The 21,499-nt window shown below is 70.2% G+C and carries 27 protein-coding genes and 1 tRNA gene; 8 read left to right on the forward strand and 20 right to left on the reverse strand.

From position 1 onward, the window contains the following. Nucleotides 1-93: 93 nt before the first annotated feature. Nucleotides 94-297 carry a hypothetical protein gene (locus tag CHAN_RS03375; protein WP_290291776.1) on the forward strand — a complete coding sequence of 68 codons (204 nt, stop codon included), beginning with the start codon at nucleotides 94-96 and terminating at the stop codon, nucleotides 295-297. Here CHAN_RS03375 and CHAN_RS03380 read toward each other — a convergent pair. From CHAN_RS03380 to CHAN_RS03460, 17 genes are all read right to left on the reverse strand, one after another. Further along, on the reverse strand, nucleotides 294-3,038 hold the full coding sequence (locus CHAN_RS03380) for an LAGLIDADG family homing endonuclease (protein WP_290291778.1): 2,745 nt from the start codon (nucleotides 3,036-3,038) through the stop codon (nucleotides 294-296). The two genes, CHAN_RS03375 and CHAN_RS03380, sit on opposite strands and share 4 nt — an antisense overlap. A gap of 32 nt (nucleotides 3,039-3,070) precedes the next feature. Continuing rightward, nucleotides 3,071-3,328, reverse strand: a complete 258-nt coding sequence (locus tag CHAN_RS03385; protein ID WP_290291782.1) for a hypothetical protein — start codon at nucleotides 3,326-3,328, stop codon at nucleotides 3,071-3,073. A gap of 255 nt (nucleotides 3,329-3,583) precedes the next feature. Further along, nucleotides 3,584-3,766, reverse strand: a complete 183-nt coding sequence (locus CHAN_RS03390) for a hypothetical protein (protein ID WP_290291784.1) — start codon at nucleotides 3,764-3,766, stop codon at nucleotides 3,584-3,586. Beyond that, a complete protein-coding gene (locus tag CHAN_RS03395; protein WP_290291785.1) occupies nucleotides 3,763-4,155 on the reverse strand; it encodes a hypothetical protein in 393 nt (130 codons plus the stop codon). Before CHAN_RS03395 ends, CHAN_RS03390 begins: the two co-directional genes overlap by 4 nt. Beyond that, on the reverse strand, nucleotides 4,152-4,787 hold the full coding sequence (locus CHAN_RS03400; protein WP_290291788.1) for a hypothetical protein: 636 nt from the start codon (nucleotides 4,785-4,787) through the stop codon (nucleotides 4,152-4,154). The genes CHAN_RS03395 and CHAN_RS03400 overlap by 4 nt, the downstream gene beginning before the upstream one ends. A gap of 174 nt (nucleotides 4,788-4,961) precedes the next feature. Continuing rightward, nucleotides 4,962-5,141: a hypothetical protein gene (locus tag CHAN_RS03405; protein ID WP_290291790.1), complete on the reverse strand. Its 180-nt coding sequence runs from the start codon at nucleotides 5,139-5,141 to the stop codon at nucleotides 4,962-4,964. Between the two features lie 296 nt (nucleotides 5,142-5,437). Beyond that, nucleotides 5,438-6,151: a hypothetical protein gene (locus CHAN_RS03410; protein ID WP_290291792.1), complete on the reverse strand. Its 714-nt coding sequence runs from the start codon at nucleotides 6,149-6,151 to the stop codon at nucleotides 5,438-5,440. A gap of 130 nt (nucleotides 6,152-6,281) precedes the next feature. Beyond that, nucleotides 6,282-6,590 carry a helix-turn-helix domain-containing protein gene (locus tag CHAN_RS03415; RefSeq protein WP_290291794.1) on the reverse strand — a complete coding sequence of 103 codons (309 nt, stop codon included), beginning with the start codon at nucleotides 6,588-6,590 and terminating at the stop codon, nucleotides 6,282-6,284. Between the two features lie 31 nt (nucleotides 6,591-6,621). Next, entirely contained in the window at nucleotides 6,622-7,065 is a 444-nt protein-coding gene (locus CHAN_RS03420) for a hypothetical protein (protein WP_290291797.1), read from the reverse strand. Between the two features lie 112 nt (nucleotides 7,066-7,177). Further along, nucleotides 7,178-7,603 (reverse strand): hypothetical protein, encoded by a 426-nt coding sequence (locus CHAN_RS03425; RefSeq protein ID WP_290291802.1) that lies wholly within the window; start codon nucleotides 7,601-7,603, stop codon nucleotides 7,178-7,180. After that, complete coding sequence (locus CHAN_RS03430) at nucleotides 7,600-8,595, reverse strand: hypothetical protein (protein WP_290291805.1); 996 nt, start codon at nucleotides 8,593-8,595, stop codon at nucleotides 7,600-7,602. Before CHAN_RS03430 ends, CHAN_RS03425 begins: the two co-directional genes overlap by 4 nt. Further along, on the reverse strand, nucleotides 8,592-8,828 hold the full coding sequence (locus CHAN_RS03435) for a hypothetical protein (protein WP_290291808.1): 237 nt from the start codon (nucleotides 8,826-8,828) through the stop codon (nucleotides 8,592-8,594). Before CHAN_RS03435 ends, CHAN_RS03430 begins: the two co-directional genes overlap by 4 nt. After that, entirely contained in the window at nucleotides 8,825-9,103 is a 279-nt protein-coding gene (locus CHAN_RS03440) for a WhiB family transcriptional regulator (protein ID WP_290291810.1), read from the reverse strand. Before CHAN_RS03440 ends, CHAN_RS03435 begins: the two co-directional genes overlap by 4 nt. Further along, on the reverse strand, nucleotides 9,100-9,972 hold the full coding sequence (gene recT, locus CHAN_RS03445; protein ID WP_290291813.1) for a recombination protein RecT: 873 nt from the start codon (nucleotides 9,970-9,972) through the stop codon (nucleotides 9,100-9,102). The genes CHAN_RS03440 and recT overlap by 4 nt, the downstream gene beginning before the upstream one ends. 5 nt (nucleotides 9,973-9,977) lie before the next feature. Then, nucleotides 9,978-10,988 (reverse strand): YqaJ viral recombinase family nuclease, encoded by a 1,011-nt coding sequence (locus CHAN_RS03450; protein ID WP_290291816.1) that lies wholly within the window; start codon nucleotides 10,986-10,988, stop codon nucleotides 9,978-9,980. A gap of 16 nt (nucleotides 10,989-11,004) precedes the next feature. Continuing rightward, nucleotides 11,005-11,286: a helix-turn-helix transcriptional regulator gene (locus CHAN_RS03455; RefSeq protein WP_290291817.1), complete on the reverse strand. Its 282-nt coding sequence runs from the start codon at nucleotides 11,284-11,286 to the stop codon at nucleotides 11,005-11,007. After that, a complete protein-coding gene (locus CHAN_RS03460; protein ID WP_290291820.1) occupies nucleotides 11,283-11,525 on the reverse strand; it encodes a helix-turn-helix domain-containing protein in 243 nt (80 codons plus the stop codon). The genes CHAN_RS03455 and CHAN_RS03460 overlap by 4 nt, the downstream gene beginning before the upstream one ends. A gap of 128 nt (nucleotides 11,526-11,653) precedes the next feature. Here CHAN_RS03460 and CHAN_RS03465 point away from each other — a divergent pair, with 128 nt between their 5' ends. The 3 genes from CHAN_RS03465 (at nucleotide 11,654) to CHAN_RS03475 (ending at nucleotide 13,840) form a co-directional block, all read left to right on the forward strand. Continuing rightward, nucleotides 11,654-12,124 (forward strand): helix-turn-helix domain-containing protein, encoded by a 471-nt coding sequence (locus CHAN_RS03465; RefSeq protein WP_290291824.1) that lies wholly within the window; start codon nucleotides 11,654-11,656, stop codon nucleotides 12,122-12,124. 79 nt (nucleotides 12,125-12,203) lie between these two features. Then, entirely contained in the window at nucleotides 12,204-12,632 is a 429-nt protein-coding gene (locus tag CHAN_RS03470; RefSeq protein WP_290291826.1) for an ImmA/IrrE family metallo-endopeptidase, read from the forward strand. Continuing rightward, a complete protein-coding gene (locus CHAN_RS03475; RefSeq protein ID WP_290291828.1) occupies nucleotides 12,632-13,840 on the forward strand; it encodes a tyrosine-type recombinase/integrase in 1,209 nt (402 codons plus the stop codon). Before CHAN_RS03470 ends, CHAN_RS03475 begins: the two co-directional genes overlap by 1 nt. A 127-nt stretch (nucleotides 13,841-13,967) precedes the next feature. On the opposite strand, the gene CHAN_RS03480 is transcribed toward CHAN_RS03475, so the two are convergent. After that, nucleotides 13,968-14,043: transfer RNA gene (locus CHAN_RS03480), tRNA-Lys, on the reverse strand. 671 nt (nucleotides 14,044-14,714) lie between these two features. Between CHAN_RS03480 and CHAN_RS03485 the strand changes: the two genes are divergently transcribed. Beyond that, nucleotides 14,715-15,899 carry a L,D-transpeptidase gene (locus CHAN_RS03485; RefSeq protein ID WP_082144213.1) on the forward strand — a complete coding sequence of 395 codons (1,185 nt, stop codon included), beginning with the start codon at nucleotides 14,715-14,717 and terminating at the stop codon, nucleotides 15,897-15,899. A 730-nt stretch (nucleotides 15,900-16,629) separates the two neighbouring features. Here the strand turns inward: CHAN_RS03485 and CHAN_RS03490 are convergent. Next, complete coding sequence (locus CHAN_RS03490) at nucleotides 16,630-17,280, reverse strand: LuxR C-terminal-related transcriptional regulator (RefSeq protein ID WP_290291834.1); 651 nt, start codon at nucleotides 17,278-17,280, stop codon at nucleotides 16,630-16,632. Next, nucleotides 17,277-18,605 (reverse strand): sensor histidine kinase, encoded by a 1,329-nt coding sequence (locus CHAN_RS03495; protein WP_290291837.1) that lies wholly within the window; start codon nucleotides 18,603-18,605, stop codon nucleotides 17,277-17,279. Before CHAN_RS03495 ends, CHAN_RS03490 begins: the two co-directional genes overlap by 4 nt. Nucleotides 18,606-18,747: 142 nt before the next feature. Here CHAN_RS03495 and CHAN_RS03500 point away from each other — a divergent pair, with 142 nt between their 5' ends. The 3 genes from CHAN_RS03500 to CHAN_RS03510 all read left to right on the forward strand — a co-directional run bounded on the left by CHAN_RS03500 (nucleotide 18,748) and on the right by CHAN_RS03510 (nucleotide 21,498). Continuing rightward, on the forward strand, nucleotides 18,748-19,743 hold the full coding sequence (locus tag CHAN_RS03500; protein WP_290291838.1) for an ABC transporter permease: 996 nt from the start codon (nucleotides 18,748-18,750) through the stop codon (nucleotides 19,741-19,743). Between the two features lie 71 nt (nucleotides 19,744-19,814). Beyond that, nucleotides 19,815-20,618: an ABC transporter ATP-binding protein gene (locus CHAN_RS03505; protein ID WP_290291842.1), complete on the forward strand. Its 804-nt coding sequence runs from the start codon at nucleotides 19,815-19,817 to the stop codon at nucleotides 20,616-20,618. A 160-nt stretch (nucleotides 20,619-20,778) separates the two neighbouring features. Next, nucleotides 20,779-21,498: a type 1 glutamine amidotransferase domain-containing protein gene (locus CHAN_RS03510; protein ID WP_290291845.1), complete on the forward strand. Its 720-nt coding sequence runs from the start codon at nucleotides 20,779-20,781 to the stop codon at nucleotides 21,496-21,498. Nucleotide 21,499: the final 1 nt, after the last annotated feature.

Below are 21,499 nucleotides of genomic sequence, written 5' to 3' on the forward strand. Positions count from 1 at the left end.
GGGCGTACGAAATCGTCCGTGATCTGGGTTAATTACGCCTCTTACCCCCGTTTGAAGGGGGGGCGGGGAACAGCGGCGTGCGACGCTCCACGCATGACTTCTGCCACACACCTCATGATCATCCTCGCTACCACCCTGATCAGCGTATTTGCGCTCGCCGCCTACGCCGCCGCCCACTACGTCCTGGTCGTCGACGATCGCACGGAGCGGCACGCCTACCGGCTGACGCTCTCCACTGCGGTCGTATGCCTCGCCGTGCAGCTGATCGCGGACGCCGTCGCGCTCGGGGTGATCTAGCCGATCGGGCTGGACCAGAACCCCGAGCCGACCCCGGGCGACGCAGCTGGGGCCGCGGCGGGCATGCCTGGGGTGGCGATCTGCGCTTCCGCCCCGACGAGCTGCATGCACCGCTCATACCCATTGACCAGCGCGTCCATGCGGTCGGGGGAATCCTGCCCGGGCAGCCACCGGGTGGCCTGCTCCTCGAGCTCCGGGTGCGTGCCGACCATCCGCAGCCGCCCGGTGGACGCGGCCTGCCGGGTGCCGGCGGCGCGGGCGACCTTGTCGCCGCGGGCGCGCCACGGGCGGATCCGGAACGGCGGGTCGGTCTGGTCGGGCACCGGCACTCCGTCGAGCTGCCGGAGGGCGGCCAGTGGGTCGGCGGGCCGGTCCTCCAGTCGGGCGTAGGCGATCGCCGCGGCGGCGAGGTCACCGGCATGGTCGCGGAGCAGGCGGGCTTCGTCGCGCACCCGCCGCCACGCCGCGTCGAGGACCCGCTCGTAGGTGGGGCCGGTGGTGAACGCCTCGAACAGCACTTCTCCCGCTCCGGTGCCCAGGGCCAGTAGGACGGCGGTGCGTGCCCACTCGTCGGATTGCATGCGGCCGGAGTGGTCGTCGGTGACCCAGGCGCGGCCGTCGGCGGTGACGGTCAGGCCGATGATGCCGGCTTCGTCGGCTTTGCCGGTTTCGGCGGGGTCGACGGAGACGATGCGGGCCGCTGGGGTGCCGCCGACGGTGGGGGCGCGGTGGCGGGCGAACCACTCGGTGGCGAACAGGCCGCCGCCGGCGGGGGTCGGCTGGCCGAGGTACAGGGCCGACCAGACGCGCTCGCCGACATCCGCGCGGATGCGGTCGAAGTCCTCCGCGGTGCGGCCGCGGGCGGAGATCATCGCCTCCCCGGGCTCGCGGCCCAGGGCGTCGGGCACTCCGGGTGTGGCGACGGCGGGGATGTTCACCACCCGCCACGACGACCTGCCGGCCTGCTTGTCCTGGGCGAGGACATGTCCGACGAGGTCCTTCTCGTGCCAGCGGGTCATGATGATGACGACGGGGGCTCCGGGGGCGAGGCGGGTCTGGGCGACGGATTCCCACCAGTCGATGACCTTCCGGCGTTCGACAACCGAGTCGGCTTCGGCCATGCCTTTGAGGGGGTCATCGACGAGGAGGACGTCGGCGGGGCGGCCCGTCAGCGAGCCGCCGACGCCGACGGCGTAGAGACCGCCCTTGTGTCCGGCGAGCTGCCAGGACCCCGCACTTGCGTTGTCGTCGGCCAGGGCCAGGCCCAGCTTGTCGACCAGTGCGGCACCGGTCAGGGGGTCTTTCGCGCCGTGGCCGTGTTCGCGGATGATGTTGCGGACCTGGCGGGCGGTACCGCGGGCGAGGTGCTCGGCGTAGGAGGCGAGGACGACGCGGCGGTCGGGGTTTTGGACGAGGGCGCGGACGACGCCCCATACGCCGACGCGCTGCGAGTTGTGGGTCGGTACCATGGTCCGGCCCACGAGGTACAGGCCGTCGGGTGCGTCGACGGTGATGCACCGGCCGGGCCGTGGGGGGATGGGCTCGATGCCGGTGATGGGGGTGCGGCGGCGGGCGGCGCGGGCGGTGATGCGCCCCTCGTAACGGGGCAGGCGGGTCGGCACGATGCCGTCGTGGGGGCTGAATGCGACGCGCCACATCTCCCGCCGCCCGGTGATCTGCTGTCCGCGGACGCCGGTTCCGCCGTCGCTGGGGGCGATGGGGCGGTGTTCGCCGGCGCGGTAGCCGAGGGTGCGGATGAGCTCGGCGACGTCGGCGACGAGGCGGCGGGAGGTGTTGTCGAAGCACACCTGATTCCCCGTGGCGGGCACGTGCCCGTCGGAGTCGATGAGGCCCGCCAGCAGGGCCCGCCGCTGCGCCTCCGACGCCCGCAGGTACACGGAGGGGATGTGCCTGTTGCCCAGCAGGCCCAGGGCCCGCAGTGCGGTGAGGAAGCCGCCGCCGAGGTAGTCCTGCACGACGCCGGTGTCCTTGTGCGTCCAGGTGGACGTGACGGGGTAGGCGTACTGGTAGTCGTCGGCGGCGTCGTGGTGGATGTAGGCGCCGGATGCGCGGCCGTCGCCGAGCCACAGCCCCAGGGTGTACGGGTCAATGGGGAGGTTGGCGTCGGGGAGGGTGAAGGCCTCGCGGTGCGGCAGGTGGCTCAGGTACTTGCATCCCCGACGGCCCGCCGGGCCGGTGGTGATGGCGTGGTCCGCGAGCCATTGGGTTTCGACGGTGCGGGGGGCGGGGCAGCCGTTGCGGTGGATGGTCCATTCATGGCGGGGGTGCACATCGATGTGGTCGTTGCCGTCGATGTGGACGCGCATGGTGGCCATCGCTTCGGGGTGGATGGCGGTGACGGTGACGGGGCGGCCGGAGGGGTGCATCACCTGGTCGCCGGGGCGGAGCTCGCCGTGCGTGGTCCAGCCGGTGGGCGTGGGCACGGGGGTGTCGTGGGCGACTAGCTTCCCCTCCTGTGGGGGCATGGAGATGGCGAGGCGGGCGTCGCGGGTCGACAGGGCCCATTCGAGGGCCTGGTCGATTGCTTCGAGGGCGGGGGTCTGCACCGTCGATGGTTCGATGGCTTGGGCGAGGGTGCCGGCGGTGGGGTGGGTGCGGGCGGTGTGGGCGCGGGTGGTTTCGCGGTCGAGGCGGTGGAGGAGGGCGGCGCGTTGGGTGGGGGACCATCCGGCGGTTTCGGCGAGGATGGTGCGGCGGAGCAGGTCGGCGTGGTCGGTCATGCCCGTGATGGTCGTGGGCAGTGGTGACCGGGTTAGCGGGGTGCGAGGGCGGCCCAGGTGTAGACGGCGACGATGGTGGAGATCGCGTGGACGAGGACGACGTCGCGGTGCGTTTCGGGGGCCTGGGAGATCGCGTCGATGAAGAAGTCGACCGCCAGGCCGGTCGACGGGCCGGGCGTGGTGTCGGGGGCGGCGGGTGGCCAGTGCCCGGCTTCCACGTCGGGGTCCAGGCCCAGGCGGGTCATGGCCGCATAGAACTCGGCCCAGGCGCGGGTGTCTTCCGGGGTCATGTGGTTCTCCATGTGTGTCGTCGGTCCTCGTGGTGCCGGTGGGGTCCGGCATGGCCTGGGGGTTCGCCGCATTGCAGCCAGTCGCCCTGCCATTCGTCGCCGTCCGGGAAGTGCATTTCAGCGCAGTGGTCGCGCACCCATTGGTCGCCCCATTCGGACAAGCGCTCAAACCCCCGCAGCGCTGCGACCATGTTTCGGCGGTGGGCCATGCGGTCGCGCCCGATTACGTCACCCACACGGTGCCCCCTCGGGTGCTCATGCTTCCTCCTGTTGTGTGAGTCGGTCGAGGATGCGGAGGAGGGCGAGGTTCACGGCGTCCCTCCGGGCTTGGTTGATGCTGCGGTTCGGGGAATCCATAGGGATGCCTTCGAGCATCTGCCCCCATGCGCGGCGCTCTTCGGTGATGGCGCGGGCCACGTCATCGAGGCTCAGGTTCATGCTTCCTCCGGGGTGGTGACGTACCGGCGGACGACGCGGGTGGGGAGGCCGAGGTTGCGGCATTCGTCGGCGGCGTCTTCCGCGACGGCGCGGTCGTCCGTCCAGATGGTGTTGAACGCAAAGACGACACGGTGCCAGCGCCCGCGCACCCGGCGTTCCGCGCCCCATTCCTCGCGCATTCCGGCGATGAATTCGGCCATGTCGGGGGCGGCGGCGTACAGGACAACGTCCTCATACGGCGCGTCGGCGATTTGGTTCCAGTACTTGGCTTCGTCGCCTCCGGATTCGACCTCGAACATGGCGTGGCCCTTTCCGTCGCGCACCTTCGGGTGATCTTCATCGTTGCGCCAGTTAATGAGTTCGCGTGCGTGGTCGGGGGTCATGGTCACTGGTCGGCCTCCCACCCGGTGTGCAGCACCGTCCACGGGGCCATGTCGTGAGGGCCGTCCGGCCCCCAGTGCTCCCCATGCCAGCGGCCGGTGGCGGCGCAGTAGCGGTGCGGCCTGTTCGCGGCGTTCATCGCGATCACGTCGTCACGCCCAGACGTGCGAACGGCTTCGTCCAGAGCGTCCCCGTCGTCCCACGTGCTGCCGACGGCCAGCCGGTTCGGGGCGGGGGTGGTGCCCACGAACGTCAACACGTCGGGCTTGCACCAGCCGCCGCCGCGATTCCTGCCAGTACCGGGGAAGGGGCAGACAAAGTACAGTTCGCCGTCCCTGTCCGGTTCGGTGGCGGTGACCACGACCCGCCCATGCACCGGGTGGTCAGCCAACCGGAACCCATGCGGCAGAGCATCATTGATGGACGGTCGAGTATCAGAGACAGGCTCAGAGTCGGGCCATTCGAGGCGGGGGAGGTCAGGGCGAGGGGTGACGCGCTCGGGGGGAACGTTCCACCGGGCGCCGTCCTTCTCGATCAGTTCAACGCTCGACGCGTGGATCTCAATGATCACCATGCGGCGGGCGAAGGTGCGCACGTCGGCTTGCATCCACTGGCACGCTTCCCGTTCGTCCGGGGTCATGTCGGCGAGCGTCGGGCGCGGCGGGGTGGGTGACGGTGCCGCGGCGGCGGGCGACGATGAGGGTGCTGGCTGCGAGTCCTGCGGCGCGGCTGATGGCGGTGAGCGGGTATCCGGCGTCGAGGAGTGGTCGGATGTGGGACTCGGGGAACGGGATCGTGGCGGGCGGGGCGGCCATCACGCGGTCGCTTCCAGGATGGCGGTGAGGTGCTGGTCGGCTTGGTGTCCGATCCACAGGGTGATCGTGAGGGTGGTGATGGTGATCAGGGCCCAGGTGAGGTGGGTGCGCCAGCGCGGTCGGGCAGGTGGGTTCATGACGCCGACGGCGACGGCGAGGGCGGTGAGATCGCGGTGCACGATAGGGGCCTTTCGATTTCGTGGGAGGGGGTGGTTTGGTGGTGCGCAGCCCCGCCGGCTCGGGGAAATTTGGAAACCCGGGCTGTATGGGGTGGCGGGGCTTTGCGGTGTTCCCAGACCGCTTTTGACGCACCGGCTTGTGTGGGGCGGGGGTCCGGGTGGCCACGGGGTCGTGGCCGGTGAGGGGCCCGGTGAGTAAAGGGAGGACTCCCTTCTGGGGAAGCCCCCGCCCCTGGTGCCCCGTCTCGGATCTGATCCGCGCCCACCTGGCGTGGGTGACGGGGCTTCCGCGCGGGTTAGGCGGCGGCGGTGCCCGGGCGGTGGTGGCGAACCGCTTCCGCCCGGGTGCGGAGCGCGTCGATGTGGGCGACGAGACCGGCGCGGATGTCGTCGCCGGTGATGCGGCGGGGCACGCACAGTTCGGTGAACGCGGCCTCCAGGCCCAGGTGTTCGAGCTGGTCGTCGAGGGTGACGGCGGTGCGCATCGCGGCGGCGAGGTCGGTTCCGGCCCACAGTCCTTCGAGCCAGCCGCCGTCGGTGCGGCGCTTGGCGAGGGTGGCGACTTCCGAGTTGAACACCGTGAAGTCGCGGTTTGTGCCGTACATGGTGGGGTCCGGCTCCCACGGCAGGACGACCTCGGGCCGGCCGTCGAGGTAGGTGTCGACGATGCGGGCGAGCATCTCGACGGGCATGGTGATGTCCATGTGGGCATCGGCTTCGTCGGCGCCGTCGGGGATCGCGCCGGAGGTGATGTCGGACAGGGCGACGGTGGGGTCGGTGGTGGGGTCCCAGTCGATGTGGTCGGTGGATTCGGTGGTGTCGGTCCAGTCCTCCATGAGGGAGAAGCCGCCGGACCCGTCGGCGTAGCGGGTCATGTGCGGGGCGCCGGGGATTTCGATGTCGACGAGGATCGTCGACTCGGTGGTGGTGTGGACGGTGAGCTCGTCGACGACGGGGCAGGACGAGGTTTCGTAGAGCGCGTCGGTGATGAGGTCGCGGAGGGTGAGCATGGTGCGGGTCCTTTTCGGTTGGTTGCGCGTCATTGCGCGTAAGGGGCCGGTATTCGCTTCTTGGGTGGCGTGGTCGCTTGCCTGTGGATCAGATTACGCGCAATTGCGCGTAATGCGAACTGGGGGGTAATCAACGGGGGGAATACCTTGCTCGCTCCAACGCATCACGCTCCGCCACCACCCGCCGCGCCACAGCCTCCGCATCCAACGCCCGACGCTCGCACCCCACAGCCCGCGCCCGCTCCTCCGCAAACGCCCGCATCACCCGCACCACCGGCCGCGCCCGCACCCGCTTCACATGCCGCGGCGTACACCCCAATGCCCGCGCAATCTCCGCGACCGTCCGCCGCCGCGCACTGAGCTCGGCCACCACCCAGTTCGTGTCATCCGTCGACAAATCCGCAATCCGCCGCCGGCCCTGCAGCACCTGCTCGGTCACCACTGGATCCGGCTCCCACCAGCACTCCGCATCACTCACCGCCGACCACCTCGTCCCCATGCTTCGACACCGCATCGGCCACCGCCATGATCCGCGCGACCGTCGCATCCAGGTCCACGTCCACGCCGGTGACCTCCACCTGCTGCGGCGCATCCAGGCCAAGCATCTTCGCCCGCCGGTCGATGACCTTCAGCGCCCGGTCGATCGCCGACAGGTCACCACGCACGGCGTCGTCCCAGCAGGCGTTTTGCAGCTTGTCGAGGCGTGCGATCTCCTGCTTCCGCAGCTCGTCCGCGCTCGCTTTCGGGATGTCCGACAGGCACCTGCGGATGTCCTTGTGGGCGGTGGTGATCGACACGCCGTGCGCTTCGGCGATCTCCGCGAGGGTCGCGCCGGCGAGGCGGAGGTCGAGTGCGCGCTTGCGTCGTTCGGCGATGTGGACGTCGTCTTCGGGGAGGGTGCGGCGGTTGGCCATGTCGGGTGTCCTTTCTGGTGGTGGTGGTCGATCGTGGTGCGGGTGGGTGGCCTGTGGGGTTTTGCGGGGTGTTGGTTTTCGGCTGTGCGGGCTTGTCGCGCGCTGTAGTGCGCTAGGGGTGGTCGGGTGGCGGGGTGTGGGTGTGCGGCTGCGAGAGGCCCCGAATTTTGAGTTTTAGGGCCATGCGCGAGTTGTTGGGGCCGGGGGCTTCGCGGGATGGCTGGTCGATGGTGGGCATGTGCTTGGTCATCAGGTCCGGGGTGTCGTCCGGGACGAGGCCGGCGTCGACGAGTCCGTCGCAGGCGGCTTTGAGCGTCGGGACAAGGTTGTCGGCGTCGCGGCGCCGTCGGTCGCGCGGGGTGTAGTGCAGCTCGATCGTGACGTGCTCGACGCCCTGGGGGAGTTTCACGGCGCGGGCCAGCAGCATCGCGGTGCGGCGGACGTCGGCGGTAGTGCGGGCCTTGACGGCCCAGTGCATGCGCTGGTTCGCGGTGAGCGGCGGGGTGGCGTAGGGCAGCCACAGGGTGTGCTCGATCATGCGGAGGTCCTTTGCTCGGCGAGGCGGGCCCGGAGTTCGCGGGCTTGGGCGGCGGCTTTGGCGGCACGGTCACGGCGCTCCGCTTCGGCTTCGGCTTCCGCTTCCGCGCGCTGGCGGGCGTCGAGGACGAGCGCCGCGTTGGCGTCCTCGTCGTGGGTGCAGTGGATCGCCGGTGCCATGGGGCGGCCGCGGTCGTCGAGGATCTGGCCGGTCTCGTCGCACAGGTCGCAGGCGTTGGTCGCGGCGCGCTTGGATGCCGCGAGTTCGCGCTTCTGCGCTTCGGCGCGTCCGGCTTCGGCGGTTGCCTCCGCATCGGCGACGAGGTGAGGGAGGAGACCGGGGCCCTTCGGCCGGGGGCGTGCGATCCAGGCAGCGACGGCGGTGTCGATGGCTGCGGGGGAATGTCCGGCGGTGAGGAGCCGGCGGATCGTCGGTGCGAGTTCGGCCGGGTGGTGGGGATCGCTGCTGGCGCTTTCGGTGCTGGCGTCCTGCTCACCGTGAGGCTGGCTGCTAGCTGTATTTACTTCGGGTCGGGTCGGGTCGGGTCGGGTCGGGTCGGGGTAATGCGAACGTTCGCTCAATCCATCTGAGCGAACTTCGCGCGAACGTTCGCTGTCTGTTCGCGCGAACGTTTCGGCATTGCTACTGGTGGCGGCCTTCTTGGCTCTCGCGCGGGCCATTCGCTCGCGTGCCTCTCGGCGCTTCGCCTCAACGTCGTCGCGCGTCGGCTGGAAGTCCCGCCAGTTCTCGAAGGAGTAACGGCGAGCGCTCAACGGCGCTCCGTCGTGGCTCCAAAGGCCCGCCGCGACGAGTTTCTCGGCTTGTTTCCGGGTGCCTCCGAGCGCCCGGATTTGCCGGTCGTCGATGACTCCGTCGGTGAGCTGCTGGGCACACCAGGAGCCGGCAGTGACCCACAGCCCCCGGGCGGCCATGTCGAGCCCGATGACCTTCGGGTGGGAGCAGAATCCATCGTCAACCTTGAACCACGTCACTGTCCTGCAACTCCTGCATCCGTGCGCGGGGAAGATTCCCAATTGCGCCGGAAGTCGAGCCAGAACTGCTGGACCTTGGGGTCCTTGCGGTTCTCGATGAAGTACCGGCACACGACGATGGTTTCGTAGCCGGTCTGGACGTTGTAGTCGTCGTCCACCTCCTTGTGGACGGCTCGGGCGAGGTTGTCGGCGGCGATCTTGAGCTCTTCTCCGAGCTGCTTGTCGGTCATCATGTCGTGTCCTGTCGGTGTTGGTGGGCGATGGAATGCAGCCGGCGGGTGTCCTCGGAGCGCTGTCGGCCGTAGGAGTTTGCGGGCCAGAGGCACACTCCGGCGCGGATGACGAAGGCGTCGCCGCCCGCGGCGGCGTCGGTCGCGCAGTCGGCGATGACGGGGCATCCGCGGCACAGTTGGCGGCAGGCGGTCTCGGCGTCGCTGCGGGTGCGGTAGGTGTCCAGGTCCCAGGGGCGGGGGTCACCTCCGCACCGCGCGCGGGCGGCCCACGTCACGCGTCGGTGCCGTCGGCCTGGGCGGCGTAGACGGCGTCAGCGTCTCCCGGGGCAGCGTCCGGGGTGGTGTCCGGGGCGGCGTCGTCGATGACCTGCCCGTCGACGTGCTCGGGGTAGTCGACTGCGGCGGGGGTTAGATCCACACGGACGGAGTTGTCGGCCTCGATCGCCCGGCCCAAGTCGGTGCTCTTCGGCATCCACTTGGCGAGCTGACGGACGCAGGTCTTGTGGGCCATGCCCTCGAAGTGGTCGCGCCACGGGCCGACGACCCGGCCGTCGCGGGTCTTCGCGGTGGCGTGGTTGTCGCGGTACTGCTCCATCTCCCAGTGGTTCATGATGTAGAACGCGTGCCCGCCGGTGGTGAACTTCGCGATGGCGTAGTACGCAATGGGCTGGCCCTTCGGGCCGGTCATCGTCGGCTTGTGGACGAGACGGTCATCGAGGCCGTAGTCGACCTCGAAGAAGTCGTTCTCGTACACCGTTCGCGCAATCAAGCTCTTGATCTGCCCGGAGCGGTGCGCCAGCTCGATGAGGCCCTGGTAGCCGATGACGAGCTGCGCCCGCCTGCCGCCGGCCTTCGTGTCCCAGAACGGCAAGAGGTAGGCGTGCCCGAGGACGCCGGGGCGAAGGCCAAGCTGGGCGCAGGTCATCAGCGACCCGAGGACCGACGGGGCGTCGCACTCGGCGAGCTGCGGGGTCTGCCGGATGGCGGTCAGGGCGTCGCGGACGAGCTGGGCGGCTTCGGCGCCGCGGGGCATGGCGAGCTGGAACTGCTTCTCCATGCTGCGGATCTGGTCGGCGAGACCGGCCGGGCGGCGGGTGTCGGGGGACTGGTTGTTTTCGAGTCGGGTGGCGAGGTCGCGGGCCATGGTGATCAGTTCTCCTTGGGGGTCTTGGGTCGGATGGAGACGCCCTGGTAGGCGCCGTAGATGTCGGGGTGGTCGGTCTTGAACGCTTCGAGGTCGAACACCGGGGCGGGCCGGGTGTACTCGGCGACGAGGTCGGGTTTGTCGGCGGCCAGGCGGGACATGACGAGCTGGCCGCGCTGGGCTCGGGCCCACACGCGGTCGCCGGTGCGCAGTTCGTCGTGGCCGTCCATCGCGGCTGCGAGTTCGGCGACGGCCTGCTTCTTCGCGGCCGCGGCTGCCTTCTCCGCCGCGTCGGCGTCGGCCCACCGCGCCCAGGCGTCTTGCACGTCGGTGGCGGGGATTTCGCGGACGCCGGGCTTGTGCGCCCACGCCCGGGTGAGGGATTCCATCGTGCGAACGTGCCCGTCGACCGGCGGCGGGGTATCGCTGGTGACGTGCTCCCAGAAGCGGGACTCGGCGTCGAGGATGATGTCGACGACGGCCGGGTTGATCGTGATCTCGTGGATCCGCAGGCGGTTTCCGCCGACGAACCCGGCGATGATCGCCCGGTCGGCGCCGACGACGTGTGCGGAGTGGTGGACCTGCAGCTCGGCGTGGTCGGGGACCTGTCCGTCCCAGAGCCAGGCGTTGCGGGCGTCGGTGTTCTTCGCCTCAAAAAGGGCCTCGAGGTCGGGGACCCAGCCGTCGAGGTTCGCCAGCATGTGGGGGTGCTCGATGGATCGGTAGGCGACGGGCGGCTTGATGATGTCGACGCCGAGCTCGCGGGCGGTGTCCTCCCGGATGATGGGCTCGAGGCGATTGCCCCAGTACCGCAGTTCTTCGATGCGGTCGTCTGCCGGCGGGTCGAGGGGCGCGCGCCCGGTTTTCTGCTCCCACAGGGAGTAGGCGCTCTCGTAGGTCGACAGGCCGAGGATGGCGGAGACGTCGGAGGATCCGATGCCTTCGCGGCGTTGGGTCAGCCATTCGGTGCGGCCTGCTGTCGGCGGCATGGCCTCGGTGGTGGGGAAGTGGAGCATGGTGTGGTCTTTCGGGTTAGGCGGCGGCGGTGCGGTCGGCCATCCAGTCGCGGAGTGCGTCGCGGTGGTAGCGGATGACGCGGCCGTGGCGGGCGAACGGTGGGCCGGAGCCTTCGGCGCGCCACCGGGCGAGGGTGGACGCTGATGCGCCGATCAGGTCTGCGGCGGCTCCGGTCGGCAGCCACTCGTCGGCGTCGAGGATCACCGGTTCGGGGGTGGTCATCTTGGCGAGTTCCTCGCGGACGACGGCGCGCACGGCGTCGGTGATTTCGGCGAGCAGCGGGTCGAGGGCGCTCATGCTGCACCCCCGATGAATTCGGCGACGAGCTGGTCGAGGTGCGCCTTCTGTGCGAGAGCGTCGGAGACGATGACGTGGTCGAGGGATTCGAGGATGTAGGGACTGGCTCCGGTCTTACCTGCGAGGACGGCGCGGATGTGCGATTCGGAATGCCCGACCCGGCGGGAGGTTTCCCGGAGGGTCAGGCGGCTGGCTTCCCGGAGCGCGGCCAGATCTGAGGGGGTGCGATGGCGGGTCATGGTCAACAGATTACGCGCAATTGCGCGTAAGCACAACCGTGTGACATCTGACCAGGCTGGATTGAATTGCGGCAATGTAATTCGCGCACTCGCGCGGATTGCTCACAATGGCGCGTAAAATTTCGGCCATGGACGTCCCAGAAGGCATCACGCCGGCCCCCGAGGGCGCGCTCATTCGACAAGCGCGCGCCGCGCTGTGGCCCGCCATTTCCGCGACAGCCGCCGCCAAGAAAGCCGGGATCAGCCCCTCGCGCTGGCAGTCCATCGAGCGCGGGTGGCGCTGGGAATCCAAGGGCGTCCCGATCGTCGACCATCCGCCGGCGCCGACGCTGGCCATCATCGCCGCCGCCGTCGGCGTAACCCCCGCGGACCTGATCAGCGTTGGGCGTGGCGACGCTGCGTCCGAGCTGAAATCACTGCTGCGCGCGCAGGACCAAGCCGCGCCCGCCGTAGACCTTTCGCAGGTCGACAGCGATGACCTCCTCGACGAGCTGCGTCGGCGACTTCGCGAAGGGGCGAGGGAAGCGTCGGAAGTGCCGTACCTCGCCGCGGCACGCGAGATCGACCCGAACGACGCGTCGTCGTTCTATCGCGACTAGGGGGAGGGGGGCAGTCGTGACCTGGGATGTTCGAACAGTCTCACACCCGTATTCGAAAGCGTGTGCTAGAACATCGGGCATGACCTGGAACCCCGACGACCACACCCAGGGCCTCCGAATCATCAGCAGCCTGCCCCTGCCGGCGGGAATCGCAGGCCTCACCGACGGCCACACCATCTGGCTCAACCCCGCACTCACCCCGACCGGACGACGCTGCACCCTCGCCCACGAACTCATCCACGTCGAACGCGGCATCATCCACCACCTCCCCAACGTCCTCGCCGAACGCGAAGAACGCACCGTCGACCGCATCGCCGCCCACCGGCTGATCACCATCGACGACCTCGTCACCGCAATCGTCTGGGCCCAGGGCGACGGCGACCGCCACGGCATCGCCACCGACGTCGACGTCGACCTCAGCACCCTCGACGTCCGCCTGCGCACCGTCACCGACGACGAAGCCGCCGCCATCAACCGCGCCCTCGACGAACTCGGGCAGGTGGCCTGATGGCCGGCCGACCCCGCACCCCCATCGGCACCTGGGGAGACATCAACGTCCGCTCCATCCGGCCCGGCACCTTTGAGGCCCGCGCCCGCTTCCGCGACCCCGACGGCCGCCTGCGCCCCGTCTCCGCCCGCGGCCCCAGCGCCAGCGCCGCCAAAGGCGCGCTACGCGACCGCCTCGCCGCGCGCGCCGCCACCACGGCCCCCGCTGCCGGACTTGGCCCCACCACCACCATCACCGACCTCTGCGCCACCTGGATCGCAACGAAGGCCGGGGAGATCCTGCCCCAGTCGATCGACGACTACGAGCAGACCATCAGCAGCCTCATCCGCCCGCGTATCGGCGAGGTCACGCTCATTGAGGCCACCCCGGGGCGCATCGCGAAGTTCCTCGACGGCCTGCCCGACTCCCAACGAGTCCGGGCCCGGACGATCCTGTCGCAGGCATTCGCCCTCGCCCTGTCGCACGACGCCGTCACGGCGAACCCCGTCCGCCCGCTGCCGAAGAAGCGAGCCCCCGAGCCCGACGTCGTCGTCCTGACCCCCGCGCAGTTCCTCGAGCTGCGAGCCGGCGTCGTCGACTGGATGGCCGTGCGCATCGCAGACGATGGGCGCCCGGTTGAACGGGTCAACCTACGGTCGGTGGGCCGGGCACATGACCTGCTGGACTTCGTTGACATGCTGCTGGCCACCGGGGCCCGGCCGGGGGAGATCGCCGCCCTGCGGTGGTGCGACATCGACCTCGACGCCGCGACGCCGACGGTGACCATCGCGGCGACGATGGTGTGGATCAAGGGGGAGGGGCTCGTGCGCCAAGAGCACACCAAGGCCCGCGACATCCGCGAGCTCGTGCTGCCGCCGTTCGCGGTGCAACTGTTGGCGACGATGCGGGCAACGCAGATGACCCCGATCGGCATCGCCCCCGTCTTCCCGACGGCGGACGGCGGGCATCGGTCGCCGGCGAACATCCGGCGCCAGTGGCGCACCGCCCGACGCGCCGCCGGCCGCGGCAACGTCGACATGTGGTCGTGGGTGGAGTTCCGCACGCTGCGCCGGTCGGTGGCCACGCTGGTCGACTCCGTCACCGGCGATGAGGATGCCGCGGCGCAGCTCGGGCACGCGTCGACGGCGATGACGCGACGGCACTACATCGCGGCGCGGGCGAAGCGGGCGCCGGACCTGACGGCGATTCTGCAGCGCTTCGCCGGGTGAGCGAATCGCACAATCGTGCATTTCCGCTGGTAGGCAAAGTGGTGGATAAGTGGTGAGCGGGGGTGTTTCGAGTCAGGGAAAAGCAAAATCCCCGACCCGCGTTTCCGCTGGTCGGGGATGATTTCTTTGGTGCGCCATCAGGGACTTGAACCCCGAACCCGCTGATTAAGAGTCAGCTGCTCTGCCAATTGAGCTAATGGCGCTTGGTCTTGGCTTCGGCCCGCTGTGCGCTGGCCTCCGCTGCAACGAGAAGAAATATAACCCTCTTCGCCGCGCGATTCAAAATCGCCTGGTCAGGGGCGGTTTTCGTCGGCAAGCTTTGGCGTGCATCGGCACGCCTTCGCGGGCATCGTCGCGCCGAGGTGCCATCCGGGGCAGCTCCGGGGCGGCACCGGAGCAGCGCCGGTGCGCGAAGTGCGGGAAATGCCCGTTTCGGGCGGGGCGGCGAGAGACGCGGAAGTAGGCGGCCGCAGGCGGGCCCGACGAGGAGTGGCGGTCGATCGAAGGAGGGGAGGGGGAGAGCCCGGACGGAGCATCGGACGTGGCGGGAGGCGGTTGCGGGGGTGAACGGCGGTCCGGAGTGAAGGGCGCGTAACGCAACTCCCTTTGGGGACCGATAGTCATCATGAAGCCCCCCGGACGTGCGACGTTGCTGGTTCGATACTCAAATCGACCGCGCGTCACCTGCGGCTACGGGATGTTGTCGGATTGTGACCTGTCTGCGGCCCTCTTGAGGAGCGTTTTTCCGGGGCGAGCGACTAGGTTGGCCGGGTATGCATTTGCATGGCATGTGTGCGGGGGTGTCCCCTGACGGCTGCCGTCGCAGGGCATTTGTGTCGACGACATGGACGAGTGTGTGGAGCGATTGAAAAAAATGGGTGTTGAGCTGATCCGCGGCCGCCGTTTCCGGGCCGCCGTCGCGGCCTTCGGCGTTGCCGCGCTGACTCTTACGGGCTGCACCGTCGGTGATGCGGGCGGTACCGGGGAAACCAACCAGGTGGAGCAGGCCGATCCGAAGCCGGTCGCCAACGTCAAGGACGGCGCCGACGACTGGTCGGTCACCGAGCCGGTGAAGGTGACCATCGACGGCGCGAAGCTCGATTCGGTGAAGTTGACCAACGAAGAGGGCAAGGAAGTCGCCGGCGAGCTGGCCTCCGACGGCAAGTCCTGGTCGACCACGGAGAACCTCGGCTACGGCCGCACGTACGAGCTGGAGGCCAAGGCCGGCGAGGAGAAGCTGTCCAGCTCCTTCCAGACGGTCACGCCCACCACGATGACGATGGGCTACCTGTCTCCGGCCGAGGGCTCGACGGTGGGCGTCGGCCAGACCATCGCGGTGCGCTTCGATGAGCCGATCTCCGACCGCAAGGCCGCGCAGGACGCCATCAAAGTGACCACGGAACCGGCCGTCGAGGGCGCGTTCTACTGGCTGAACAACTCCGAGGTGCGCTGGCGCCCGGCGGAGTACTGGGAGCCGGGCACCAAGGTCAACGTCGACGTGGACATCTACGGCAAGGACCTGGGCAACGGGTACTACGGCCAGGAGAACAGCTCCACGAACTTCACCATCGGCGACCGCGTCGTCGCCATCGCGGATGACGCGACGAAGACGATGACCATCGAGCGCAACGGCACCGTGGAGAACTCGATGCCCATCTCGATGGGCTCGGCGCGCTGGCCCACGCCGAACGGCACCTACGTCATCGGCGACCAGCACTCGAGCATGATCATGGACTCCACGACCTACGGTCTGTCGCTGGAAGCCGGCGGCTACCGGACGCCGGTGAAGTACGCGACGCAGATGTCCTACTCGGGCATCTACGTCCACGGTGCGCCGTGGTCGGTGTGGGCGCAGGGCTCGCAGAACGTGTCGCACGGCTGCATCAACGTCACCGACGCCAATGCGGCGTGGTTCCAGCAGAACACCAAGCGCGGCGACATCGTGCTGGTGAAGAACACCATCGGCGGCACCCTGCCCGGCACCGACGGCCTGGGCGACTGGAACATCCCGTGGGAGACCTGGAAGGCGGGCAACGCCAACGAGACCTCTTCCTGGTGATCCGGGAATAGGCTTTACGACGTCGACGCACAACCCCGTCCGGCCACTCGGCCGGGCGGGGTTTTTCCGTGTTCGGCCGCGGCAGCCCGCTTCTGCCCGTCCCGGAGAGTCCCCGGCTAACCCACCCCGAATGCGCACACCCACCCCGAATAGCCCCCGGCTAACCCACCCCGAAAGATCCCCGGCAACCCCACGCCGAAAAGTCCCCGGCTAACCCACCCCGAATGCGCACACCCACCCCCTGTAGCAGGTGGGTCTGCGCATTCGGGGTGGGTTTACGGGCCGGAGGCGGTGCCGACCAGGTAGCCGGCGGGGTGCATTGCCCCGGGCGGGACAGCCCGCGGGTTGCCGACGCGGGTGAACGAACCGATCGCCCCTACGTCCCCGTCCCCGTCCCCGTCGCCGCCGGCGCATGGGGCGGCGGTAGCTCGGCGATGCAGCCACACGATTTCGCCACCTGGGCGTTTATCGCCGTTCACGCGGTCAGTGGCTGCGTTTCGCGCCCAACTCCAACTGGGGTTGACGTTGAGCGACGCGCCCAAGGAGTGGCGTGCCCGAGGAGCGGCGCGGTGTGCCCAGGGAGCGGAGCGGGTTGACCAGCGGGGTGGCGTGCCGGGCGCGGCGATCCCCACGATGGGTGGCGTTCGCGACGACACCGGGACGCAGCGACATTGGGCCACAACGGACCGGGATGCATCAACACCGGGACCCACCGACCGGGGCACTGCAGCTAGAGCATCCCCAGCTCGGTCGCCTTGGCCACGGCTGCGGTGCGCGAGCCGACGTCCAGCTTGGTGAACACGTGGACCAGGTGCGATTTCACGGTCGCCTCGGTCAGCGTCAGGCGCGCGGCGATCTCCCGGTTGGACAGGCCGTCGGCGACGAGCCGCAGCACGTCCGTTTCCCGCGCGGTGAGGCTGCGGCCCGGGTCGCGCAGGCGGCCCATCAGCCGCGTCGCCACATCGCCCGACAGCACCGTCTCGCCCCGGGCGGCGGCGCGGACGCCATCGACCAGTTGCTCGGGGTCGGTGTCCTTGAGCAGGTAGCCCACGGCCCCCGCCGAGACCGCGCCGAGGATGTCGGCGTCGGAGGAGTAGTTGGTCACCACCAGCACCTGCGGCGGGTCGGGCAGGGCGCGGATCCGCGTGGTCGCGTCGACGCCGCCGGCCTGGCCGTGGGCGCCGGGCCCCTCGCCGAAGCGCAGGTCCATCAGGACGAGGTCGATGGGCGCCCCGGAGCGCTGCGCGTCCTCCACGGCGCGCACGGCGTCGTCGGGTGTCCCGGCTTCGGCGGCGACGGAGATATCGTCTGCGGTGGAGAGCACGGCGCGCAGGCCCGCGCGGACGACGGGGTGGTCGTCGGCCAGCAGAACGTTGATCATCGGGGCTCCTGGGTGGGGTCGGTCGGTGCGGCGCCGTCGCCGGTACCGGTTGAGTCGGAGGAGGGCGGGGCTGACTCGGGTGGCGTGGAGCCGAGAATGGTGGAGCCTGGCACGGCGGACTCGGGGAGGCGGGCGTCGTCAAGCGGGACCCGCACCGACACCCCGCAGCCGGCGCCCGGCGCGGACTCGATGGTCATGGATCCGCCGAGGGCCTCCACGCGGCGCCGCACGCCGGCGATGCCGACGGCCCCGGCCGGGGCGGCGGCGGTGGGGTCGAAGCCGACGCCGTCGTCGACGATGTCGAGGGACACGCAGTCGGGCTGGTAGGTCAGCGTGACGTTGCAGCGGGTGGCGCGGGAATGCTTGACGACGTTGCCCACCGACGCCTGGCACATCCGCACCAGGGCGGCTTCGATGTCATCCGGCAGCGGCCGCGGATCGCCGTCGACGGTGAAGCCCGCCGTGGTGCCTTCGGCGTCGATGGGCGTGGCCGCGCACGTCCGAGCCAGCGCCAGCGGCAGATCGGCCCCGGACAGCGGGGCGGGCTGGAGGGCGGCGATGATGCGCCGGGTCTCGGCGAGATTGTCGGCGGCGACGCGGCGCGCCATGCGGATGCGCTCGAGGGCGGGCTCAGCCGGGTCGAGGGTGCTCTCCACCGAATGCAGCAGCAGCTGGATGGACGACAGGCCCTGGGCGACGGTGTCGTGGATGTCGGCGGCCAGGCGGGCGCGCTCGTCGAGCTCGCCGGCGCGGCGGGACATCGCGGCGACGTCGGCGCGGGCGGCGACCAGCTCGGCCATGGCGCGCTCGCGGGCCAGCGCGTCGCGCATGAGCAACCGGAAACCCAGGCCGATGCCGATGGCCACCGCCGCGCCGAGGACCGGGCCGACGATGCCGCCGACGCCGAAATCACCGTGCCGCGCGATGCCGGCGATGGCCACCAGCGTCAGCGCCACCACCAAGGCGACGGCGGCCCAGCCCGCCGCGATGTGCATGACCACGAAGAACAGGGGGAACGCCAGATACGCGGCGTCCGCCGAATTCCACGCCAGTCCCGCGAACGTCGCCGACAGCGCGGCCAGCCACGGCCACGTGGGCAGACCCGGGCCCAGCTCGTCGGACCGGAACCGCCCGGCGGCGTAGACCGCCGCGAACCCGACGGCCCACGCCCACGTCGCCCAACCGTCGCCGCGCACCACGGCGAACAGCCACAGCACGGCGATGAGCAGGTCGAGGCAGATCCGCAGCACCCGCCACAAACGGCTGAGCGCCACGGGGTCGGTGCCGCGATCCGGCACCGGGGCAACGGGGTTCGGCGCATTCACGGTGTCCAGCGTAGGGGCTCGGCACGGGGGAGGGCGCCGCCGCGGGCCTGGCCGCCCGATCCCCGGGTCAACCGAAAGTTGGTGGCGAAGTCCAATCCCGCGGGTGATTCGCTTTCGCCGCGCGCCGACGAACATCGATGGCATGTTCCAGGGATTGCGTGAATTGAAGGCCGCGCCGGGCCGTACGGCGCTGATCACCGTCACCGTCGGGCTCATCGCGGTGATGGTGACGTTTCTGTCCTCTCTCGCCGCGGGGCTGTCGCACCGGTCGGTGTCGGCGCTCGATGAGCTGTTGGGGCCGGACGACGCCGTCGTCGTCGCGGACACCGGCACCCCGTCGCTGTCGGCGTCGCGGCTGACGCCGAAGCAGGTCGAACGGCTCACCGCCGCCGGTGGCGAGGCATGGTCCGTGGGGCGTGCCCGGGTGGGCGACGTCCCGGTGACCGTGCTTCCCGACGCCGCCCTGACGGGCGACGTGATCCGCCCGGCCGATGAGGTAGCCGGGGATCTGTCCGGCAAGTCCACGGCGACGTTCGGCGGCCGCACCGTGACCGTCTCGGGCGATGCGGGCGACATCTGGTGGGAGCACCAGCCGGTCGTGCTGGCCTCGCCGCAGCTGGCCGAGCGCCTGGGAGAGGGGCAGGTCGCCGCGGTGGTCGTCGACGAGGCCGCCCACGGCGCAGTGCCGGAGGTCGACGGAACGACGGTGCTGCGCGGCGAGGACCGTTACGGGCTGTCGGCGTCCTACACCGGCGAGCAGATGTCGCTGGGTGCCATGACCAGCCTGCTCTACGTCATCTCGGCGCTCGTCGTGGGCGCGTTCTTCATGGTGTGGACCGTGCAGCGGATGCGCGGCGTGGCGGTGTCGTCGGCCCTCGGCGCCTCGCGGGGCGTGCTCGTCGCCGACGCCCTGGGGCAGGCGCTGGTCGTGCTCGCGCTGGGAGTCGGTGCGGGCGTCGCCATCACCGCGGGAGCCGGTGCGCTGCTGTCCAACGCCGACGTCATGCCCATCGTCATCGACGCCTCGACGACCCTGTGGCCCGGCGCCCTGCTGGTGGCCACCGGCGTGATCGGCGCGGCCGTGGCGCTGGTGCCCGTGCTGCGGGTGCAGCCGCGGGCGGCGCTGGCCAACGCCTGATGGTCGCCGAAGAAACCCAAGACACCGAAGACACGGAAAACGCGAAAGACACGGGAAACCAGGAGAGCACCATGACCACCAGCACCAGCACCAGCACCAGCACCAGCACCAGCACCAGCACCAGCGCTCACGCCGACACGGACCGGGCCGCGCTCATTCTCGACGGCATCACGCTCGACGTCCGCGACGGTTCGGCGGACCGCCGGCTGCTCGACGACGTGTCGCTGTCCGTCGACGCGGGCGAGATCGTCGCCATCACCGGCCCGTCGGGCTCGGGCAAGTCGACGCTGCTCGCCGTCGCCGGCTGCCTGCAGCGCCCCGACTCGGGCACCGCCGAACTACACCCGTCAGACGAGGAGGGGCGCACCATCGATCTCGTCGTCGGCGGCGCGGAAGCCGCAAAGGTCCGCCGCGGCCACATCGGCATCGTGTTCCAGCAGCCCAATCTGCTGCCGGCGCTGACCGTGCGGGAGCAGCTGATCGTCATGACGCGGCTGGACCGGGTATTGCCGCCGTCGTCAAGCAAGCGCCGCGAGGCACGCGAGCGGGCCGATGAACTGCTCGCCGCGGTGGGGCTCGCGGACCTGGCGGACCGGAAGATCTCCACGCTGTCCGGCGGCCAGCAGGCGCGCGTCAATCTGGCGCGGGCGCTGATGAACGAACCGGACCTGCTGCTCGTCGACGAGCCGACGGCGGCCCTCGACCGCCGCGCCGCCGAGCAGGTCACCGACCTGATCATCGACGTGACCCGCAAGTACGGCGTGGCCACCCTCTACGTCACCCACGATCCCGGGCAGGCGGGGCGCGCCGACCGCGCGCTGGAGATGGTCGACGGCCGGCTGGGGGAGCGGGCCGCCGAGCACGTCGCCGCGTAACCGGGCCGGGGCGGCGGATGCGGCGGCGCTCGGTTGGTTGGTGGGGCCCGGTCGGTGGGTGGGGCTGGGCCGGATGGTGGGGCTAGGGTCGACGGCGGACCGGGAAACCGGCTCCGGGCGGACCGGCCGGCCCGCCCCGACGTCAACAGAAGGACAATGCATGACTTCCGTCTTGATGATCATGACCGCCGCCGACCACTGGACCCTCAACGACGGCACGAAGCACCCGACGGGCTTCTGGGCCGAGGAGTTCGTGGTGCCGTACCGGAAGTTCGTCGACGCCGGGTGGGACGTCACCATCGCCACCCCCGGCGGCGTCGCGCCGACCGTCGACGAGGCCAGCCTGGGCATGGCCGCGGGCCTGCCGGGCACCGGCAAAAAGATGAAGGCCGCGCTCGACGAGCTCGCGCCGGTGCTGGGGTCGCCGCGGGTGCTTGCCGACGTCGTCTCCGAGATCAAGTCAGGCGCCGCGTCCTACGACCTCGTCTTCTACCCGGGCGGACACGGCCCCATGGAGGATCTCGCCGCGGATTCCGATTCCGGCGAGCTGCTGCGCATGCGCATGGACGCCGGCCAGCCGCTGGCGCTGCTGTGCCACGCGCCGGCGGTGATCCGCGCGGCCACGGGCGACGATGGCGCGTCGCCGTTCGCCGGGCGCCGCATGACGGGCTTCTCCAATGCGGAGGAGCGCCTCAACCGTCTGGCGGACAAGGCGCCGTGGCTGCTGGAGGACGAGCTCGTGCGCCTCGGCGTGGACTACGACAAGGCGCTCGTGCCGCTGGCGTCGAACGTCGTCGTCGACGGCAACCTGTACACGGGCCAGAACCCGAAGTCGTCGGAGAAGCTCGCGGAGCGCGTGATCGGCGACCTGTCGAAGTAGT

This window comes from Corynebacterium hansenii (assembly GCF_030408795.1).
In the GTDB taxonomy this organism is placed as follows: domain Bacteria; phylum Actinomycetota; class Actinomycetes; order Mycobacteriales; family Mycobacteriaceae; genus Corynebacterium; species Corynebacterium hansenii.

Excerpts from the sequence above, each read along its gene's own strand:
- CHAN_RS03500 (WP_290291838.1), top strand. The coding sequence starts at position 18,748 with ATGTTCCAGGGATTGCGTGAATTGAAGGCCGCGCCGGGCCGTACGGCG.
- CHAN_RS03470 (WP_290291826.1), top strand. The coding sequence starts at position 12,204 with ATGACCTGGAACCCCGACGACCACACCCAGGGCCTCCGAATCATCAGC.
- CHAN_RS03460 (WP_290291820.1), bottom strand. The coding sequence starts at position 11,525 with ATGACCCGCCATCGCACCCCCTCAGATCTGGCCGCGCTCCGGGAAGCC.
- CHAN_RS03505 (WP_290291842.1), top strand. The coding sequence starts at position 19,815 with ATGACCACCAGCACCAGCACCAGCACCAGCACCAGCACCAGCACCAGC.
- CHAN_RS03380 (WP_290291778.1), bottom strand. The coding sequence starts at position 3,038 with ATGACCGACCACGCCGACCTGCTCCGCCGCACCATCCTCGCCGAAACC.
- CHAN_RS03435 (WP_290291808.1), bottom strand. The coding sequence starts at position 8,828 with ATGATGACCGACAAGCAGCTCGGAGAAGAGCTCAAGATCGCCGCCGAC.
- CHAN_RS03375 (WP_290291776.1), top strand. The coding sequence starts at position 94 with ATGACTTCTGCCACACACCTCATGATCATCCTCGCTACCACCCTGATC.
- CHAN_RS03420 (WP_290291797.1), bottom strand. The coding sequence starts at position 7,065 with ATGGCCAACCGCCGCACCCTCCCCGAAGACGACGTCCACATCGCCGAA.
- CHAN_RS03455 (WP_290291817.1), bottom strand. The coding sequence starts at position 11,286 with ATGAGCGCCCTCGACCCGCTGCTCGCCGAAATCACCGACGCCGTGCGC.
- CHAN_RS03490 (WP_290291834.1), bottom strand. The coding sequence starts at position 17,280 with ATGATCAACGTTCTGCTGGCCGACGACCACCCCGTCGTCCGCGCGGGC.
- CHAN_RS03385 (WP_290291782.1), bottom strand. The coding sequence starts at position 3,328 with ATGACCCCGGAAGACACCCGCGCCTGGGCCGAGTTCTATGCGGCCATG.
- CHAN_RS03510 (WP_290291845.1), top strand. The coding sequence starts at position 20,779 with ATGACTTCCGTCTTGATGATCATGACCGCCGCCGACCACTGGACCCTC.
- CHAN_RS03390 (WP_290291784.1), bottom strand. The coding sequence starts at position 3,766 with ATGAACCTGAGCCTCGATGACGTGGCCCGCGCCATCACCGAAGAGCGC.
- CHAN_RS03475 (WP_290291828.1), top strand. The coding sequence starts at position 12,632 with ATGGCCGGCCGACCCCGCACCCCCATCGGCACCTGGGGAGACATCAAC.
- CHAN_RS03485 (WP_082144213.1), top strand. The coding sequence starts at position 14,715 with ATGGGTGTTGAGCTGATCCGCGGCCGCCGTTTCCGGGCCGCCGTCGCG.
- CHAN_RS03450 (WP_290291816.1), bottom strand. The coding sequence starts at position 10,988 with ATGCTCCACTTCCCCACCACCGAGGCCATGCCGCCGACAGCAGGCCGC.
- CHAN_RS03465 (WP_290291824.1), top strand. The coding sequence starts at position 11,654 with ATGGACGTCCCAGAAGGCATCACGCCGGCCCCCGAGGGCGCGCTCATT.
- CHAN_RS03400 (WP_290291788.1), bottom strand. The coding sequence starts at position 4,787 with ATGACCCCGGACGAACGGGAAGCGTGCCAGTGGATGCAAGCCGACGTG.
- CHAN_RS03410 (WP_290291792.1), bottom strand. The coding sequence starts at position 6,151 with ATGCTCACCCTCCGCGACCTCATCACCGACGCGCTCTACGAAACCTCG.
- recT (WP_290291813.1), bottom strand. The coding sequence starts at position 9,972 with ATGGCCCGCGACCTCGCCACCCGACTCGAAAACAACCAGTCCCCCGAC.
- CHAN_RS03425 (WP_290291802.1), bottom strand. The coding sequence starts at position 7,603 with ATGATCGAGCACACCCTGTGGCTGCCCTACGCCACCCCGCCGCTCACC.